At 44.1% G+C, this 17,250-nt stretch carries 13 protein-coding genes; 6 read left to right on the top strand and 7 right to left on the bottom strand.

The features are described 5' to 3' along the window. Positions 1–47: 47 nt before the first annotated feature. Positions 48–476 carry a hypothetical protein gene (locus FTU62_RS15340; RefSeq protein WP_257223240.1) on the top strand — a complete coding sequence of 143 codons (429 nt, stop codon included), beginning with the start codon at positions 48–50 and terminating at the stop codon, positions 474–476. 32 nt (positions 477–508) lie between these two features. Here the strand turns inward: FTU62_RS15340 and FTU62_RS15335 are convergent, their stop codons facing one another. Together FTU62_RS15335 and dapB are read right to left on the bottom strand one after the other, a co-directional pair. After that, positions 509–1,153 (bottom strand): START domain-containing protein, encoded by a 645-nt coding sequence (locus FTU62_RS15335; RefSeq protein ID WP_180066868.1) that lies wholly within the window; start codon positions 1,151–1,153, stop codon positions 509–511. Positions 1,154–1,211: 58 nt separating this feature from the next. Further along, positions 1,212–2,033 (bottom strand): 4-hydroxy-tetrahydrodipicolinate reductase, encoded by an 822-nt coding sequence (gene dapB, locus FTU62_RS15330; RefSeq protein WP_078194102.1) that lies wholly within the window; start codon positions 2,031–2,033, stop codon positions 1,212–1,214. A 198-nt stretch (positions 2,034–2,231) separates the two neighbouring features. Here dapB and FTU62_RS15325 point away from each other — a divergent pair, with 198 nt between their 5' ends. Then, on the top strand, positions 2,232–3,875 hold the full coding sequence (locus FTU62_RS15325; RefSeq protein ID WP_180103124.1) for a PglL family O-oligosaccharyltransferase: 1,644 nt from the start codon (positions 2,232–2,234) through the stop codon (positions 3,873–3,875). Between the two features lie 84 nt (positions 3,876–3,959). Here FTU62_RS15325 and dnaJ read toward each other — a convergent pair whose 3' ends face one another. From dnaJ to FTU62_RS15305, 4 genes are all read right to left on the bottom strand, one after another. After that, positions 3,960–5,078 carry a molecular chaperone DnaJ gene (gene dnaJ, locus FTU62_RS15320; protein ID WP_078194104.1) on the bottom strand — a complete coding sequence of 373 codons (1,119 nt, stop codon included), beginning with the start codon at positions 5,076–5,078 and terminating at the stop codon, positions 3,960–3,962. Positions 5,079–5,184: 106 nt separating this feature from the next. Further along, the gene (locus FTU62_RS15315) at positions 5,185–5,562 is read right to left on the bottom strand and encodes a hypothetical protein (protein ID WP_180103123.1); all 378 of its coding nucleotides are present in this window, start codon (positions 5,560–5,562) and stop codon (positions 5,185–5,187) included. 133 nt (positions 5,563–5,695) lie between these two features. Next, complete coding sequence (locus tag FTU62_RS15310; RefSeq protein WP_180103122.1) at positions 5,696–8,833, bottom strand: efflux RND transporter permease subunit; 3,138 nt, start codon at positions 8,831–8,833, stop codon at positions 5,696–5,698. After that, positions 8,833–9,939 carry an efflux RND transporter periplasmic adaptor subunit gene (locus FTU62_RS15305; protein ID WP_180103121.1) on the bottom strand — a complete coding sequence of 369 codons (1,107 nt, stop codon included), beginning with the start codon at positions 9,937–9,939 and terminating at the stop codon, positions 8,833–8,835. Before FTU62_RS15305 ends, FTU62_RS15310 begins: the two co-directional genes overlap by 1 nt. Positions 9,940–10,090: 151 nt before the next feature. Here FTU62_RS15305 and FTU62_RS15300 point away from each other — a divergent pair, with 151 nt between their 5' ends. From FTU62_RS15300 to FTU62_RS15285, 4 genes are all read left to right on the top strand, one after another. Next, positions 10,091–10,714 (top strand): TetR/AcrR family transcriptional regulator, encoded by a 624-nt coding sequence (locus FTU62_RS15300; protein WP_180103120.1) that lies wholly within the window; start codon positions 10,091–10,093, stop codon positions 10,712–10,714. A 152-nt stretch (positions 10,715–10,866) separates the two neighbouring features. Next, on the top strand, positions 10,867–13,551 hold the full coding sequence (ppc, locus tag FTU62_RS15295) for a phosphoenolpyruvate carboxylase (RefSeq protein WP_180103119.1): 2,685 nt from the start codon (positions 10,867–10,869) through the stop codon (positions 13,549–13,551). A gap of 297 nt (positions 13,552–13,848) precedes the next feature. Further along, positions 13,849–15,153: a solute carrier family 23 protein gene (locus FTU62_RS15290; RefSeq protein ID WP_180103118.1), complete on the top strand. Its 1,305-nt coding sequence runs from the start codon at positions 13,849–13,851 to the stop codon at positions 15,151–15,153. Between the two features lie 115 nt (positions 15,154–15,268). Beyond that, positions 15,269–16,177, top strand: coding sequence for a LysR family transcriptional regulator (locus FTU62_RS15285; protein WP_180103117.1), 909 nt, complete (start codon positions 15,269–15,271; stop codon positions 16,175–16,177). A 3-nt stretch (positions 16,178–16,180) separates the two neighbouring features. On the opposite strand, the gene FTU62_RS15280 is transcribed toward FTU62_RS15285, so the two are convergent. Then, positions 16,181–16,918: a sulfite exporter TauE/SafE family protein gene (locus FTU62_RS15280; RefSeq protein ID WP_180103116.1), complete on the bottom strand. Its 738-nt coding sequence runs from the start codon at positions 16,916–16,918 to the stop codon at positions 16,181–16,183. Positions 16,919–17,250: the final 332 nt, after the last annotated feature.

The following is a 17,250-nucleotide window of genomic DNA, read 5'->3' as shown; positions in this document are numbered from 1 at the left end:
AATGCATCAGGTTGATATCTCAAAAATAACGATAGGGGGACAATTAAATGAATGACTTCACGCAGCTTCGAGCGGGTCTAATCATCATCGGCACACTCACGCTTATGGCGTGCCAACCCGAGCAGCACACTCAAGCTCAAAGCCAGCAAAATTTTATCTGTAAATCTTTAATTCAAGGTTTTTTGAGTGCCCAAAAACTGACGCAATATGAACTTGAACAGATCCAACCGATCACCAGCGGCGGGTTACATCAGCAGCTATATATTTATAAAGCCAAATCTGAAAACGGCATGAATATCATGCCGCAGCAAGCCAAACTTCGCTTTGCCTGTGAACAAATGACCGCGCGGCAATTTCAAATCAAGTTACATCCGCATCAATTTCCAGAACAGACCTTACTCAGCATCGAACTTCCAGAAACACAGCACATGCAGCAGTTGACTGCATTTCGCCTGCCTGAGATGCAAAGTCATTGATCGTTCATATTGAACTAAATCATTGCTAAGGCTTATTTTAAAATTTCGGGAAAGGTCGCAACAGTTTTGCTTTTACCCAACTGCACTTTCATTTTTTGTAGCATTTGATAAGGCTGTTGCTGCACAAACATATTCACGAAACTGAGCGGAATGGAGCCTTCCGGATTGGCATAGCCATAGGTCGACACTTTGACTTTTTGATTGCCTAAACGCTGGAAGGTCCAATCGCCCTCATAGTCGGTTAGACGTACATAATTGGGATTAATCGGATAACCTTTTTTAACTGCTTTATTTTGGATGCTAATGATGCCTTGTGCATCTTTACGCATTTTGCCTTGTACCACTAAATCACGGTCTTTCAAGGGAAAAGGAAAATCCAACACCATATATAAACTGAATTCACCTTTCTGGTCATCGCGGGATAAGACTTTGACACTGCCCATATAAGGGACCCAATTCACTGCATTTTCCACATCTAAAATCAGGGAAACCGCTTTTTCGATGGGCACATCAAAACTGGTTTCAGCTTTGTATTGAAAGACAGGATTTTGAGCATTTTGGTAGGTCCAAACCTTAATATTATTTTTATTAATCGTGAGTTTGGCATTATCCATAGTTTTCGCTTGTACTGCCGCAGTGAATGCGACAGCACAGGCCATAAAGATGACTTTTTTCATTCCATTGATCGTCTTATTTTAATTTTATGCTGTTGTTATAACGGATTTTAACGCGCTTTTATACGTCAATATCGTTAAAACCCAGTACATCTTTCATATCGTACTTACGTGCTTCACGACCAACTACCCATGCAGCTGCACGTACTGCACCAGAGGCAAAGTTCATACGGTTGGTCGCTTTATGGGTAATTTCAACACGTTCGCCATCCGCAATAAACATCGCAGTATGTTCACCGACAATGTCACCACCACGAATCGTTTGGAAACCAATGGTTTGACGTTCACGTGGACCCGTATGACCTTCACGGCAATACACAGCATCTTGTTTTAAGTCACGTCCTAAAGCACCGGCAATGGCTTCGCCCCACATTAGCGCTGTACCTGATGGTGCATCAACTTTATGGCGATGATGAGCTTCAATCACTTCAATATCTACAGTATCGCCAAACACTTTTGATGCCAATTCAAGAAGTTTGATTGAAACATTTACACCGACAGAATAGTTCGCTGCGTAGACCACTGGGGTTTCTGTTGCTGTTTCATCGAGATAAGCTTTTTGCTCATCATTCATACCTGTAGTACCAATGACAATCGCAACGCCTGCTTCACGGCAAAGTTTAAGATGCTGTGCCGTTGCTGCAGGTGCAGTAAAGTCGATCACGACATCACAATCTTTTAAAACTTCAGCAAGGTTACCAACAACCTTTACGCCAACCGCGCCAATCCCTGCAAGTTCACCGGCATCTGCACCGACCAAGCTACTTTCAGGACGTTCTACCGCAGCAGCCAATTGATAGCCAGCTTGCTGAACCGCCTGAATTAAGATGCGTCCCATACGACCGCCTGCGCCCAAGATACCAATACGTGGAGCTGCTGACATAACATTTTCCTAATGTTGATTCGAAATTGGTCTTACTATATCAAAACTCCATGCGCAGGCTAAGTTACAAACAAAAAAATCCTGCATTTTCCGAAGGACTTTTGCAAATCAAGCTCTTCGACAGACGCTGACTATTCCCTCACCAAGTTTGAGCATTTTCACGGTATGATAGGCGCGTTCTATTGATCTTGAATATTCATGAAAACCCTATTGTATCTTTGTGCGGCAGTCTGTATTGCACTGGCATGGCTGATTCCGATTCATTACCGACCTTGGGCCACGTATACCGGTGAGCTTTATACTTTCTTTGCCCTGTTTGCCTTAGCGGCAACGTTCTTTAAAGAAAAGCTCATGGTGGCAAAAATTTCCTTGCCCCTGTTGCTCTTAGCGCTGATTCCCTTCGTCCAATTGGCTTTTGGGCAGGTGTATTATTTTAGTATTGCCTTGCTCTGTATGCTGTTTGTGTTCAGCTTCTGGCTGTGTATCAATCTTGGTTTCAGCCTCTCGCAAGGTACGGAAAAACGCGAAAAAACCTTCCTATACCTAAGCTATACCTTTGTTGCATCTGGGGTCATGACGGGACTCATCGCAATATGTCAGTGGTTAGATTTCGACTCGTTTCTTCCTTTTGTGATGAAAATTAGTGGAACTACGCGCCCATTTGCAAACTTTGCTCAGCCAAATAACATGGCCACGTTTCTGCTCATGTCCTTGTTAGCCTGCTTATATGTTTATGAACAGCAAAAAGTTAAAACCCGCTATTTGGTCGCTTGTGCAATTCCTATTTTAATTGGGGTCGCGCTCAGCCAATCTCGCACCTCTTGGGTGGCAAGTATCTGTGTCCTAGTCTATTTGGCTTATGCACAGTACAAAGATTATATCCGTCTTCGCTGGTTTTACAGCTTGGCCTGGTTTATCGGCTTTGTGGCACTGATTGTATTGATGCCAAAATTAAGTCAAATCATGAGCCAAATATCCGACATGAATATTCAAGAAAGTCGTGACGTAGCTGAACGTGCTGGTGGAGATATGTCTCGTTTAGCCATTTGGCAACAAATGGCGCATGCCGTAGCTGCACAGCCTTGGTTTGGCTATGGTTGGCATCAAACCAGTAGCGCTTTTGTCTCGATCTCTGACACGGTACAAGGGCCTGTATGGATTCGTAGTTCACACAATTTTATTTTGGATTTCTTATTGTGGAATGGCGCCATTATTGGTGTGCCGTTCTTGGCCTATTTCGCTTATTGGGGGATCCAATTACAGAAGTTAGCCAAGTCCGCATTATCTGTCATTGGCCTATTAATGGTCGGTGTCTTCGTTATTCATGCCATGCTAGAGTTTCCGCAAAACTACGCATACTTCTTACTGCCAGCAGGTTTTATTATCGGGATTCTTCAAGCGGCCAAGCCACAGACGGCTACTTTGAGTTTGTCTCCGTGGTTTATCCGCATTGTTTTCGTGATTGGCGCTGTGCTGATTACGGTGATTTATCGTGATTATGCCAATGCAGCAATTCAGCTGGGTCAGGCATCAAAATATGAAAAAACGCCGGAGAAAATCACTAATCATGAGCCGATCTATTTACTCACAGAATTTAGACATCGGGTAGCGATTATTCGTTTAAATCCATATTCCATCGTTTCTGAACAAATCATTCAGGATACTGAAAAATTGGTTCGCAGCTACCCAGCGAAATACCACATCATTAAATATGCACGTTTATTAGCATTTAATGGTCGTGAGGCTGAAGCACGTCATCAGCTACAGCGTCTTAAAAATATCTATAGGCTGGACATGAGCTATGAGAGTTTATTAGCGCCTATATCACAGCCGAAACCTTAAAACGCTCATTAAAAAAGCCTGCAATTATGCAGGCTTTTTTATAGCTAAGTTCACATCACAGCGAACTCAAGCAAATCATATCAATTAATCAAATAAACGGTCGAAGAATGATTTTTTCTTCGGAGATGATTTATTGTCATCGCCATCCATCGTGTCTTGTAACTCTTTCAACAATTCACGTTGACGAGCCGTTAAGTTTACAGGCGTTTCCACCACAATACGGCAGAGTAAGTCACCGGTCATGCTGGTACGTACAGGTTTCACACCTTTACCACGTAAACGGAACAACTTACCAGTTTGAGTCCCTTCAGGTACTTTCAAGCTCACACGACCATCGAGAGTCGGAATTTGAATTTCTTTACCCAATGCAGCATCTGCAATGCTTACAGGCACATCCATATACAGGTCAGCGCCATCACGTTGGAAGATTTCGTGTTCACGTACCACCACTTCTACATATAAGTCGCCTGCTTGGCCATCACGGATCGCCTCGCCTTTGCCACTTAAACGTACGCGGTCACCATTGTCCACACCTGCAGGAATGGTCACCTCTAAAGTTTGCTGACGGTCAGAAACCCCTGAACCATGACATTTATTACATGGATTCTTAATGATTTTACCTTGACCACGACAGGTGCTACAGGTTTGCTGTACAGAGAAAAAGCCCTGTTGCATACGCACTTGACCTGCACCATGACAAGTTTTACAGGTTTCGACGTCATTTGGATTTTTAGATCCTTTACCATTACAGGCATCACATGGCGCTGGCGCAGTAAAGGTAATGGTTTTTTTCACGCCTTTTACAGCTTCCTCAAGGGTAAGCTCCATAACATAGCGTAAGTCTGAACCACGGCGTGCACGTTGCTGACCACCACGGCCACCACCGCCAAATGCGCCACCGAATATGTCACCAAACTGACTAAAAATATCTTCTGCGCTAAAACCACCACCGAAGCCACCGCCGCCGCCCATGCCGCCTTCAAAAGCTTGATGTCCCATACGGTCATACATACTACGTTTTTCGCTGTCCGATAAAACTTCATATGCTTCTGCAGCTTCTTTGAATTTTTCTTCAGCTTCTGGGTTATCTGGATTACGGTCAGGGTGATACTTCATCGCCAACTTACGGTAGGCTTTTTTAATTTCATCATCACTTGCGGTTTTAGATACACCTAAAACCTCATAATAATCACGTTTAGCCATGTCTGGCGATGCTCCTCACGGAATTTAATTTAATACTTAACTGTGGTCTGAAATTGGGGAATCAAACCATTTTTTCAAGGGGTAGGCAGGAAAAAAATAAATCGACTTAGAAAACAGCCTTATTTTTAACGAATTTGGATAGACCTTGGATCCATGCATTTAATAAATACAAAAAGGCAATCGCAGCAAAGACCACACCAATTACCGTGCATGCAGTCACCCAAAGATAGGTGTCCCAATAATAGAAAAATAAAGGAATAAACCACAGTGCGGCAAAAATGGCCATCATGGAATAAATCACGACGGTGCGCATGACCCAAAGCGCTTGGGCTTGGAGCCAAACTTCTGCAGAATCGATTTGAGTGACTTTGCGTGCAAAGCCGTAGGCAAATACACCACTAATCAGGGTAAATAAAGCGAAAAACATGAAGACATAAGAAATCACAACATAACGGCGATACTTAGCTAAACTCTCTGCTGTCATCTGTGATTCAACCCCGTACACCACAATATGCCGCGCTGCACTTGTGGTTGTTTTACTTTTTAAAAATGTCTTTGTAGATCAGGTGCTACTATAGAGAAAAATTCAATATTTCGCACCCAATATTATGACACTTTTAAGGATTCTGCTGAGTTTTTTTCACTTTAAACCACTGTGCATATAGCGCAGGTAAAAAGAACAAGGTCAGCAGGGTCGCCACGATCAATCCCCCCATAATCGCCACGGCCATTGGACCGAAGAAAATACTGCGAGAAAGTGGAATCATCGCCAATACAGCGGCCAATGCAGTCAGCACAATTGGACGGCAACGACGGACAGTCGCATTGATAATCGCATCCCAAGCCGACTCCCCAGACTGAATATCTTGTTCAATCTGATCAATCAAAATCAGTGAATTGCGCATAATCATTCCAGACAGTGCAATCGTGCCGAGCATTGCCACAAAACCAAAGGGTTTATTGAACAATAACAGGAATAACACCACGCCAATAATGCCCAAAGGTGCAGTTAAAAATACGATCATCGCCCGTGACATGCTGCGTAGTTGAATCATCAATAAGGTCATGACAACTGCGAGGAATAATGGCATGCCCGCATTTACAGAAGTTTGACCACGTGCTGACTCTTCCACAGTACCGCCTACTTCGAGGAGATATCCATTCGGCATCTCTGCACGTAACTGATCAAATGAATCTTTTAACTCACCCACCACCGTTGCAGGTTGCAATTTACTGCGAATATCCGCGCGCACAGTAATGGTCGGTAAACGGTTACGATGCCAAATCAAACCTTCTTCAAAGCTATACTCAATTTTCGCAATCTGCGCCAATGGCACTGAACCACCATTGCTGGTCGGTACAGCCAAACTGCTGAGAGAACCGACATCCAATCGCTCGGCTTGATCACCACGCATCCGAATTTCAATCAGCTCTCGTTTCTCACGATACTGATTAATCACTGCACCACTGATTGAACTATTCAAGAAATTGGACAGATCTAGACTGGAAACCCCCATTTGACGTGCGCGATCTTGGTCGATGTCCAGTTTAATCACTTTGCTTGGCTCACCCCAATCCAAATGCACATTGGTGGTGTTCGGGTTTTCACTGACTTTTGCAGACACCCGTTGTGCCCACTCACGCACCAAGCTCAGATCTTCACCCGACACGCGGAACTGCAATGGATAACCCACGGGTGGGCCATTTTCTAAAAGTGAAACCCGTGTACGTACTTCAGGTAAGAGCTTACGAATTTCTTCTGCTAATGACTGACGAAATTCATTGCGATCATCTAAAGATGAAGCCAATACCACAAACTGAGCAAAACTGGCTTGGGGTAACTGCTGATCTAGAGGTAAATAAAACCGCGGTGAACCTGTCCCCACATAAGCCACAAAATTATCAATGCCTTGTTTTTTCGACAAGAACGCTTCGACTTTTTTTACGGCCGCTTCTGTGGCTTTCAGAGATGCACCTTCCTCGAGCTTTAAATCCACTAAAATTTCAGCACGGTTTGACGGTGGGAAGAACTGCTGTGGTACAGTTTTAAACATTAAAATCGATAACACAAAGATGCCAACCGTCGCTGCAATCACCGTCTTACGATAGGTCACACAAGTGTCGACCCAACCACGGAAACGTTGATAAAACGGAGACTGATAAGGATCGTGATGTTCGCCAGCATGATGCACCATCGGCTGAGGTTCAGGTTGTTTGCGCAAACGTGCCCACAGGCGCTGATACCACGGGGCTTTTTGTACCAAATCTTTGTTGAAATCGGGCAGTAATTTATCCCCCAAATAGGGAACAAACAGCACTGCTGCAAACCATGACACCACCAATGCGATAGTGACCACTTGGAAAATCGAGCGAGTGTATTCCCCTGTGCTCGATGCGGCTGTGGCAATCGGCAAAAATCCTGCAGCCGTAATTAGCGTGCCTGTTAGCATTGGAAATGCAGTCGTCCGCCATGCATGTCCGGCGGCTTGTAACCGGCTATAGCCCTGCTCCATTTTGATCGCCATCATTTCGACAGCAATAATCGCATCATCCACCAATAAGCCGAGTGCGAGAATCAATGCTCCCAAAGAAATCTTGTGCAAACCGACATCAAACATCTGCATACCGGCAAAGGTCATTGCCAAGACCAATGGAATGGAAAATGCAACGACAAGACCTGTACGGAAACCCAAGGAGAAGAAGCTCACCAATAGGACGATAATCACCGCCTCAGCGAGGACTTTCATAAACTCATTGACACTGCGCTTCACGGCTACAGGCTGATCCGACACTTTTTTTAGTTCCATGCCCAAGGGCAAGGTTTTTTGCAAGCGGGCAAATTCTGTTTCTAGGTTTTTACCCAAAGCCAGAATGTCGCCACCTTTACGCATCGATACTGCAATGCCTAAACCATTTTCTCCCATAAAACGCATACGCGGCTGCGGTGGATCACTAAAGCCCCGATGTACATCTGCTACATCACCCAATTGAATGGTTCGACCATTCACCAATAAAGGCATCTGACGCAGTTCATCAATGTTTTGTAAATTGCCGCTGACACGCACTTGAATTCGGTCTGAATTGGTTTCAAAGAAGCCGGCACTGGCAACCGTATTTTGCTGCTGCAAGGCTTGTTGAATCGCCGTCACGGGTATGCCCATTTGCGTGGCTTTGGTGTTGGAAATTTCAATCCAAACTTTTTGATCTTGTAGACCAATCAAATCCACTTTCGCAACGTCTTTGACTCGTTGTAACTGGAGCTGTAAACGGTCGGCATATTCCTTCATGGTGGCATAGTCAAAGTCTTTGCCGGTGAGCACATAGATATTACCGAAGGTGTCACCAAATTCATCATTAAAGAAAGGACCTTGCACCCCAGATGGAAATTGATGGCGAATATCATTGACTTTTTTACGCACGGTATACCAAACATCGGGGACTTGCTGCGAACGTAAACTGTCTTTGGCCACAAAGGTCACCATGGATTCACCCGGACGTGAATACGCCATGATGCGTTCATACTGCCCCGTAGTCATCAGTTCTTTTTCAATCCGATCGGTGACCTGTAGCGAAACTTCTTTGGCTGTTGCACCAGGCCAATAGGTTTGAATCACCATGACTTTAAAGGTAAATGGCGGGTCTTCACTCTGCGACAATTTGGAATAAGAAAATATCCCAACGATGCCCAGCAGAATCATAAAATAAAGGATTAAGCCTTTATTTTTCAGTGCCCACTCAGACAAGTTAAAATTCATTATTTAACTCCTGTCTGAATGTGTACCGCACGATTTTCACGATCAACAGGTTGTATTTTTTGTTTTTCGCGGAGCAAATGCACGCCGCCAACCACCACAAAATCCCCTGCTTGCAGACCACTAAGTACGGGCACGCTGTCACGTCCGTATTCACCTAAACTCACTGGAACTTTACGTACCGTATTATCTGCATTGACCACCATCACATATGCCTGCTGACCACTCGCAGACACACTCGATAACGGCACATGCAAAACATTCTGCTGTGCTTTGGTTAAAAATACCCGTGCACTTTGCCCCAGTTGAATGGCACTATTGCCTTCACGCAATGCCACTTTGACACTATATGTACGAGACTGATCGGCTGCAGGACTAATTTCACGCACATAGCCTGCAAATTTTTCCTGTGGTTTAGACCACAAGGTGACCCATGCATCCTGCCCTGTTTTAATTTCAGTAACCGCTTGTTCAGGCACACCAATGACCACTTCACGTTCACCTGCAATCGCCAATTGAAATGCCGGTTGTCCTGCTGCAATCACTTGACCAATCTCAATATTGCGCTCAGTAATGACCCCAGTTTTATTGGCAATTAATTGGTTATAACCGGTCTGATTACGACTCACATCATAATTTGATTGAGCTTGCTTTAAATTCGACTGTGCTGCTTTATATTGGTTTTCTACCGCATCGTACTGCGAGCGACTCACGGCATTGACTGGCAATAATTGCTTAAAACGTTTTAGTTCATCTTCAGCAATTTGTGCAGCGGAACGCGCACTTTCAAGCTGCGCTTGTGCTGCATTCAGTTGCAACTGTGCATCTTTGACGTCTAATTTTGCCAAGACTTGCCCGACTCGGACTTGGTCTCCAACATCGACATAGCGCTCAGTGATTTGACCGCCAACCCGAAACGCTAAAGCTGTTTGCTGGCGGGCTTGTACATCACCCGCATAACTTTTTTGTTCAAAATATGTGGCACCCGGCTGAGTCACCATCACAAATGGCACTTCCTGTTCCGTTTGGGCTTTATCCTTGCTGCATCCCCATAAGGTCACACTGCAAACGATAATCATGCTGACAACTGTGGTCTTAATCGTACTCATGAAGTTCGCTCTTAATAAAAAGTCTTTTTTAGTGCAGAATATTATTCAATTAATTTGGTTATTTTTTAATTAATAAACCATGCGGTACATTAATTAGATTAATTATCCTAAATCAATGACCTTTTCGCCTTTTTTGGAATTTTTTCAGCAAATGAATGTCGGCCGCCCGAAAGACTTAGAAAAACGACAACGGATTTTAGAGTCTGCAAAACAATTATTTTTAGAAATGGGCTATCACGGTTGCAGCATGAATCAGATTGCCCAACATGCAGGGGTCACCAAACTGACGGTCTATAACCATTTTCAGGACAAAGCCACTTTATTTACCAGTGCAATTGAAGATACCTGTGAATATATTTTAAATACTCGCCCGCGACATCTGCACAGCGAAAGTCATTTTATGCAGGCTTTCGTTGAAATTTGTGAGTTGGGGCTGAACATCATGAATTTGCCAGAAGCCATTAAACTGGACTTATTACTTTTGGAGTTGGCTGCCGAACACAGTCCCTTGGTGGAACAGTTTTTCCGTGCCTCACATTTGAAAATGCGCCAAGTCTGGGAAAATTTCTTTCAAGACGCAGCGGCTTTAAATTTCATTCAGCAGGATCACCCTGCCCGACAAACTGAACTGATTGTGTCGCTACTGATGGGACTACGCCATCAAGAAGTCTTATTGGGCATGCGCCCAGTACCTGAAGCAGCAGAGCGACAGGCCATTATTCACTCTGCCATCGACATCTTTATGTTGAAATATCAACTCGGCACGCAGAGCTAAGCTTTTTCTGAAATATTTCAACGCTAAACTGAAACAAATGGCATAGCTATTGCTCATTTACCTAGAAAAGGCATCCGACTTTTGTCTGTACCCCCTTTTGCCACAGCACTTTCGGGGTATAGTCGAGACAGGAATACGCGGAGAAATAACAAATGATTCAACAAATTGATGCTCCATTACGTGAAGACGTGCGCTTACTGGGCAATTTATTAGGTGAAACCCTAAAGCAGCATGCAGGACAAGATTTGTTTAATCAAGTAGAGCAAATTCGTGCTTTGTCTAAAGGCGCGCGCGATGGACAAGTTGAAGCTGAAAAACAGTTAGAACAATTATTTTTAAATTTAAAAGATGAAGAAATTCTGCCACTGACCCGTGCATTTACGCACTTTCTCAACTTTGCCAATATTGCCGAACAATACAATGTGGTGCGTAGCCGTCGCCAAAGTGAGTTTGATGAGCAAGCACCTTCACCGAATCCACTCGATCATTTATTTGAAAAATTTAAAAGCAATAACATCAGTGCGGAACAACTGTTCCAACAAATTTGTGAATTAAAAATTGAATTGGTACTGACTGCACATCCAACTGAAGTTAGCCGCCGTACCTTGATCCAAAAATATGATGGGATTAATGATTGCCTGTTTAAAATGGATCAACAAAAACTTACGCCACGCGAACGCAAAGCCGTACTGGATGATTTAAAACAACTGATTTGCTCGGCATGGCAAACGGATGAAATTCGTCAACATCGCCCGACGCCTGTCGACGAAGCAAAATGGGGCTTCACGACCATTGAACAGACCTTGTGGAATGCTGTACCCAAATTCATGCGTGAATTGGATGGCATGGTTCAAGATCATTGTGGCAAGACCTTGCCTTTACATGTTGCCCCTGTACGCTTTGCGTCATGGATGGGTGGTGACCGTGATGGCAACCCAAACGTCACCCATAATATTACTCAAGAAGTGCTTTGGCTTTCACGTTGGAAAGCTGCCGACCTGTATTTACGCGATATCGAAGACCTGCGTTGGGAACTTTCGATTCAAGAATGCAGCAAAGAGCTTAGTGATGCCTTGGGTCATTTCCACCCTGAACCGTATCGTGAATATCTCCGTGATGCGCGGGAACGCCTCAAAGCCACTCGTCACTGGTTGGCACTGAAACTCCGTGGCGAAGATGCTGACGATAGCCAAGTCATTAAAAGCCGCCATGAGTTGCTCGATCCACTATTGGTTTGCTACCGTTCACTGATTGACAGCGGTTTACCTGAAATTGCCAATGGTCAGTTACTCGACTTTATTCATCGAGTGAATTGTTTCGGTATCGAATTACTCAAACTCGATATTCGTCAGGAATCCACACGTCATCGCCAAGCCATTTCTGCCATTACGGAATATTTAGGTTTAGGTAATTTTGAAACATGGACGGAGCAAGCCCGTCAAAACTTCTTGATTCAGGAACTCCAAAGCAAACGTCCATTGCTACCGAAGTTTTTAAATGAGCCAAAACAAAGCCTGATTGAACATCCAGATGTACAAGAAGTCTTTGCGACCATGCGCACTTTGGCAGAACAGCCACCTGAAAGTTTAGGGGCTTATATTATTTCCATGGCCGAACATCCGAGTGATGTCTTGGCTGTATTGTTACTGCAAAAAGAAGCCGGCATCAAACAAGCGCTACGCGTCGTGCCACTGTTTGAAACTTTAAAAGATTTGGATGGTGCAGCCCGTACCATGAATACCCTATTTAATATGCATTGGTATAAGCAGCATATTCAGGGTAAACACGAGGTGATGATTGGCTATTCAGACTCAGCCAAAGATGCGGGCTTTATGTCGGCAAACTGGGCGCAGTATCGTGCACAGGAAGAATTAACCGCAGTTGCGAAAAAGCATGATGTACAACTGACATTATTCCATGGCCGTGGCGGTTCAATCAGCCGTGGTGGCGCACCGACACAGCAAGCCCTATTTTCACAGCCACCGGGTTCGATTTCAGGAGCGATTCGTGTCACAGAACAAGGGGAAATGATTCGCTTCAAGTTTGGATTAGAAGGCATTGCCTTACAAAACTTAGAAATTTACACCGCTGCGACCTTAGAAGCGACCTTATTGCCACCGCCTGAACCTAAACAGGAATGGCGTCAGCTCATGCACAGCATGACGGATCTGTCGGTACAGGTGTATCGTCAAACCGTGCGTGAAAATCCGCATTTTGTAAAATACCTACGGACTGTAACGCCAGAACTGGAACTACAAATGTTACCGCTCGGCTCACGCCCAGCCAAACGTAAAGTTAGCGGTGGGATTGAGTCATTACGTGCGATTCCTTGGGTGTTCGCATGGACGCAAATCCGTTTGATGCTTCCTGCTTGGCTCGGTACTGGTGCTGCGATTAATCAAGTGATTGATCAAGGTCAAAAGCAGACACTCGAAGAAATGTTAGAGCAATGGCCGTATTTCCAAACGTTAATTGATATGTTGGAAATGGTCTTGTCCAAAGCCGATGGTCATGTGGCGCTGTATTATGAGTCTCATCTGACAGATGACGCAGACCTCAAACAGTTGGGCGAAGAGTTACGTCAGCGTTTACGTGATGCGGTACAAACGCTATTAGCACTCAAAGGTGAATCGAAATTACTTAGCAGTAACGATGTGCTCGACCAATCCATGAAGGTGCGTAAACCTTATTTATTGCCACTACATTTACTGCAAGCCGAGCTAATGAAACGCCGCCGTGCATACCTTGCCGAGCGTCAGGCTGAAAATACCCCAGTCGACCATGCGTTGATGGTCAGTATCGCGGGTATTGCGGCAGGTTTGCGTAACACTGGCTAAATCTTCCAAGTTTTCAAAAAGCACACAGAACTGTGTGCTTTTTTTTTGACCAGTCATATTGGTTTTAATTTATTTTGGAATATATAAAATAAGAAAAATTTATGAAGAATTGGCTCCAAGCCTATTTGATTAATTGCATGATTTAATGCCTTTTTTACACCCTTAAAACTTTTACCATTTGGTAAATTTATATGTAAAGTCATGTAATTAGTTTGAACAAAATATTTTTAAAAGAGATTAAATCTTCTAAAAAACAAGAGTATGATGTGCACAATTTATCTATTGAGTGCTCATTTTATGTCCAATTGGTTTCCCAAATGGCGCCCGTACGAAGGCAATATTGATGCACGTCCTGTAGGTACAAATGAGTACCTACCTCCGGTGCAAAGTGTTGTATTGGGGATACAACATGCCTTTGCAATGTTTGGTGCAACTGTCCTTGCGCCATTTTTGATGGGCTTTGATGCCAACCTTGCGATTTTAATGTCGGGGATCTGTACCATCCTGTTCTTCTTTATGACAGGTGGTCGTGTACCAAGTTATTTAGGCTCAAGCTTTGCCTTTATTGGTGTGGTCATTGCCGCAACAGGTTATGCAGCGTCAGGTACTGGCGCAGCAAATGCCAATATCGCATTGGCTGCTGGCGGGATTATGGCCTGCGGTATTTTATATGCCATTTTTGGTTTTATCGTGATGGCAACGGGTACCCGTTGGATTGAAAAACTCATGCCGCCTGTCGTTACAGGTGCAGTGGTGATGATCATTGGTCTCAACCTTGCCCCAGTGACCATTAAAGGGGTTGCCGGTAATAACTTTAATATGTGGATGGCTTTAGTAACCATACTATGTATGGGTTCAATTGCTGTGTTCACGAAGGGCTTGTTACAACGCTTATTACTGTTGGTCGGTCTATTACTGGCATATTTGGTGTATTACATCATTTCCAATGTCATGGGTCATGGCACGCCAATCAACTTCGTTCCCGTACAAGAAGCCGCTTGGTTTGGTGTTCCTCAATTCCATTCGCCTGTTTTTGATTTCAATGCCATGCTGATCATTGCACCGATTGCTTTGATTTTGGTGGCTGAAAACTTAGGTCACATTAAAGCTGTGGGCGCGATGACAGGTGAAAATCTTGATCCGCACATTGGTAAAGCCTTCGTTGCAGATGGTGTTGCAACCACACTTTCAGGCGGTGTCGGCGGTCCGGGTATGACCACTTATGGCGAAAATATTGGTGTGATGGCAGTAACGCGTGTTTACTCGACCATCGTGTTTGTATTTGCAGGTGTATTCGCCATCTTCCTTGGTCTTTCTCCAAAGTTTGGTGCGATTATTCATACCATTCCGCAAGCCATTTTGACAGGTGCATCGATTGTTGTATTTGGTCTAATTACCATTGCAGGTGCGAAAATTTGGATTGAAAACAAAGTCGATTTCTCAAAAAATAAAAACCTGATGGTGGCAGCAGTCACGATTATTTTAGGTACAGGTGACTTTGCACTTCAATTCGGTAACTTCAACTTAGGTGGTATTGGTACTGCTACATTTGCAGCGCTGATTTTGAACTGGTTCTTTAGCTTGGGCGATAAATCAGAATAAGCCTCCAAAGCATTTAAAAAAGAATACAACATTCATTTGAAAAGCGGCCGAAAGGTCGCTTTTTTTTATAGCTGCTCTTTCGGTAAGATAAGGCATTAGCCAAGGAATACACCCTATGCGACTGGATTTGTTCGACCTTCAATTGGTGCTGCACATTGTAGACAGCGGCAGTCTGACCAAAGGCGCTGCTCGTTCTGCCATCTCGCTACAAGCAGCCAGTGAACGGATCAAAAAACTCGAACAGCATTACCGCACGGCCCTGTTCACTCGCCAAGCCAAAGGGGTCAAACTGACTCTTGCCGGTCAAACCTTGGTTGAACATGCACAGCGCATCTTAGGTGAGGGGCAACAATTAGAACACGCGATGCTGCCCTTTGCCCATGGGCTAAGTTCAAATATGACCTTATGGTGTAATTCATCTGCACAAAGTGAATATTTACCGGTCTTGCTACCACGTTATTTACTGGAAAATCCCAACACACAAATTGAGCTGCATGAAGCCGAGTCTAAAGACATCATTGCAGCGATAGAGCAAGGTAATGCACAACTGGGCTTAATTTCAGGTTTCTTTAAATCCGAACAACTACAAACACTAGAGTTTGCAGATGATCCGTTGGTGCTGATTTGTCCTATAACTCATGAATTGGCCTCGATATCTAGCGTCAAACCCGCAGAGATTTTAAATTATCCCTTTGTCGGTTTGATGCAATATCATTCCTTGCAACAATCGATCGAGGCACAAGCCAAATTATTCGGCTGTGAAATTCAGTATCGGTTACGTTTGCCGAACTTTGCCGCGATCGCGCAAGTGGTGGCGAATGGTGTGGGCATTGCCATCATGCCAAAACGTGCGGCCCAACGATTAATGAGTTTGTATGCCTTTGCACAAGTTGAGCTCAGTGGTGAATGGGCCAATCGAAAACTGCTCCTCACCGCGCGTAATTTTGATGATTTACCCTTAAATTATCAGCATTTCAGTCAGTTTCTACTGTCACAAAAATCTACTTTAGATGGCCAAGTCTAGGCTTTAAATCACGCCAAACTGGTGCAGCATCATATAGCCACCGAGGGCAATCAACCCGATAAAAAACACCTTACGGAATTTTTGTTCTGGAATGCGGTAACGGATTTTTTTCCCTGCCCACATACCAATGAGCGCTGGAATCAGTGCCATGGCTGACATGGCATAATCAATTGGGAGATTTTCCACGGGATTTTGCTGTAAAAACACTGCCAAACAAATGGTTGACGTGGTAAAGGCCAAACCGAGTGACTGTACGAGGTCATCACGTTTGAGCTGCAAACCTTGCAAATATGGCACCACAGGAATCACCACCACACCGGTCGCAACAGTCAGCGCTCCACCGAGATAACCGATCATTGGAGATAGCCATTTTTCATGTGGTGCAAAGTTCGGCAAGCTTTTGGCACAAAGCCCATACAGTCCGTATAGTGCCAACATGCCCCCCAGTAAAGCTTCACTTTTAAATTCACCATGTCCTAAAGTTGGAAAAACACTCCAAATTGAACCGACGATAATCCCAAGTAACAAGGGCCAAAAGCGTTGAATGAGGCGCAGCACCTGCCCTTCGGCAAATAGTTGCCAAAAGTTGGTGACCATGGATGGAATGATCAATAACGTGGCTGCCTGAAATGGACTGATCACCATGGTGAGTAAGCCCATCGATACCGCTGGCAGGCCTAACCCAATCGTGCCTTTAATCAGACCTGCGATTGCAAAAACTGTGATGACGAACCAAATCATGGCGAAACTCGCTGAAGAATTGGTTCTATGCTATGCAATTCAGGCGCTTTGAAAAATCAGTGTTTTTGGAATAGAGCCTCAATAAAAAGTTGAGGCTAGGTTATAGCGTCTAAAGCAGATAGCGTAGATGGGCTAAACAAACTCTTTTGATTTCGAATAAGTTATAAGCGTATTGGTGGAATAGTGATATAAAAACCGTTCCAATATGCTGTTTACTAGAACGGTTTTTAATAAAATATTGATACTTATAGGAAAATTTCAAGAATTTCGCATAACGTGTATTATGTTAATTTTAGGAAAGCTTAATAAATCCGTGTTTAAAAATTAAACTA

It is taken from the genome of Acinetobacter sp. YH12126 (assembly GCF_013418745.1).
Classification (GTDB): domain Bacteria; phylum Pseudomonadota; class Gammaproteobacteria; order Pseudomonadales; family Moraxellaceae; genus Acinetobacter; species Acinetobacter amyesii.
Note: the sequence above shows the minus strand (reverse complement) of the source record. Positions and strands in the feature narration are given on the sequence as shown.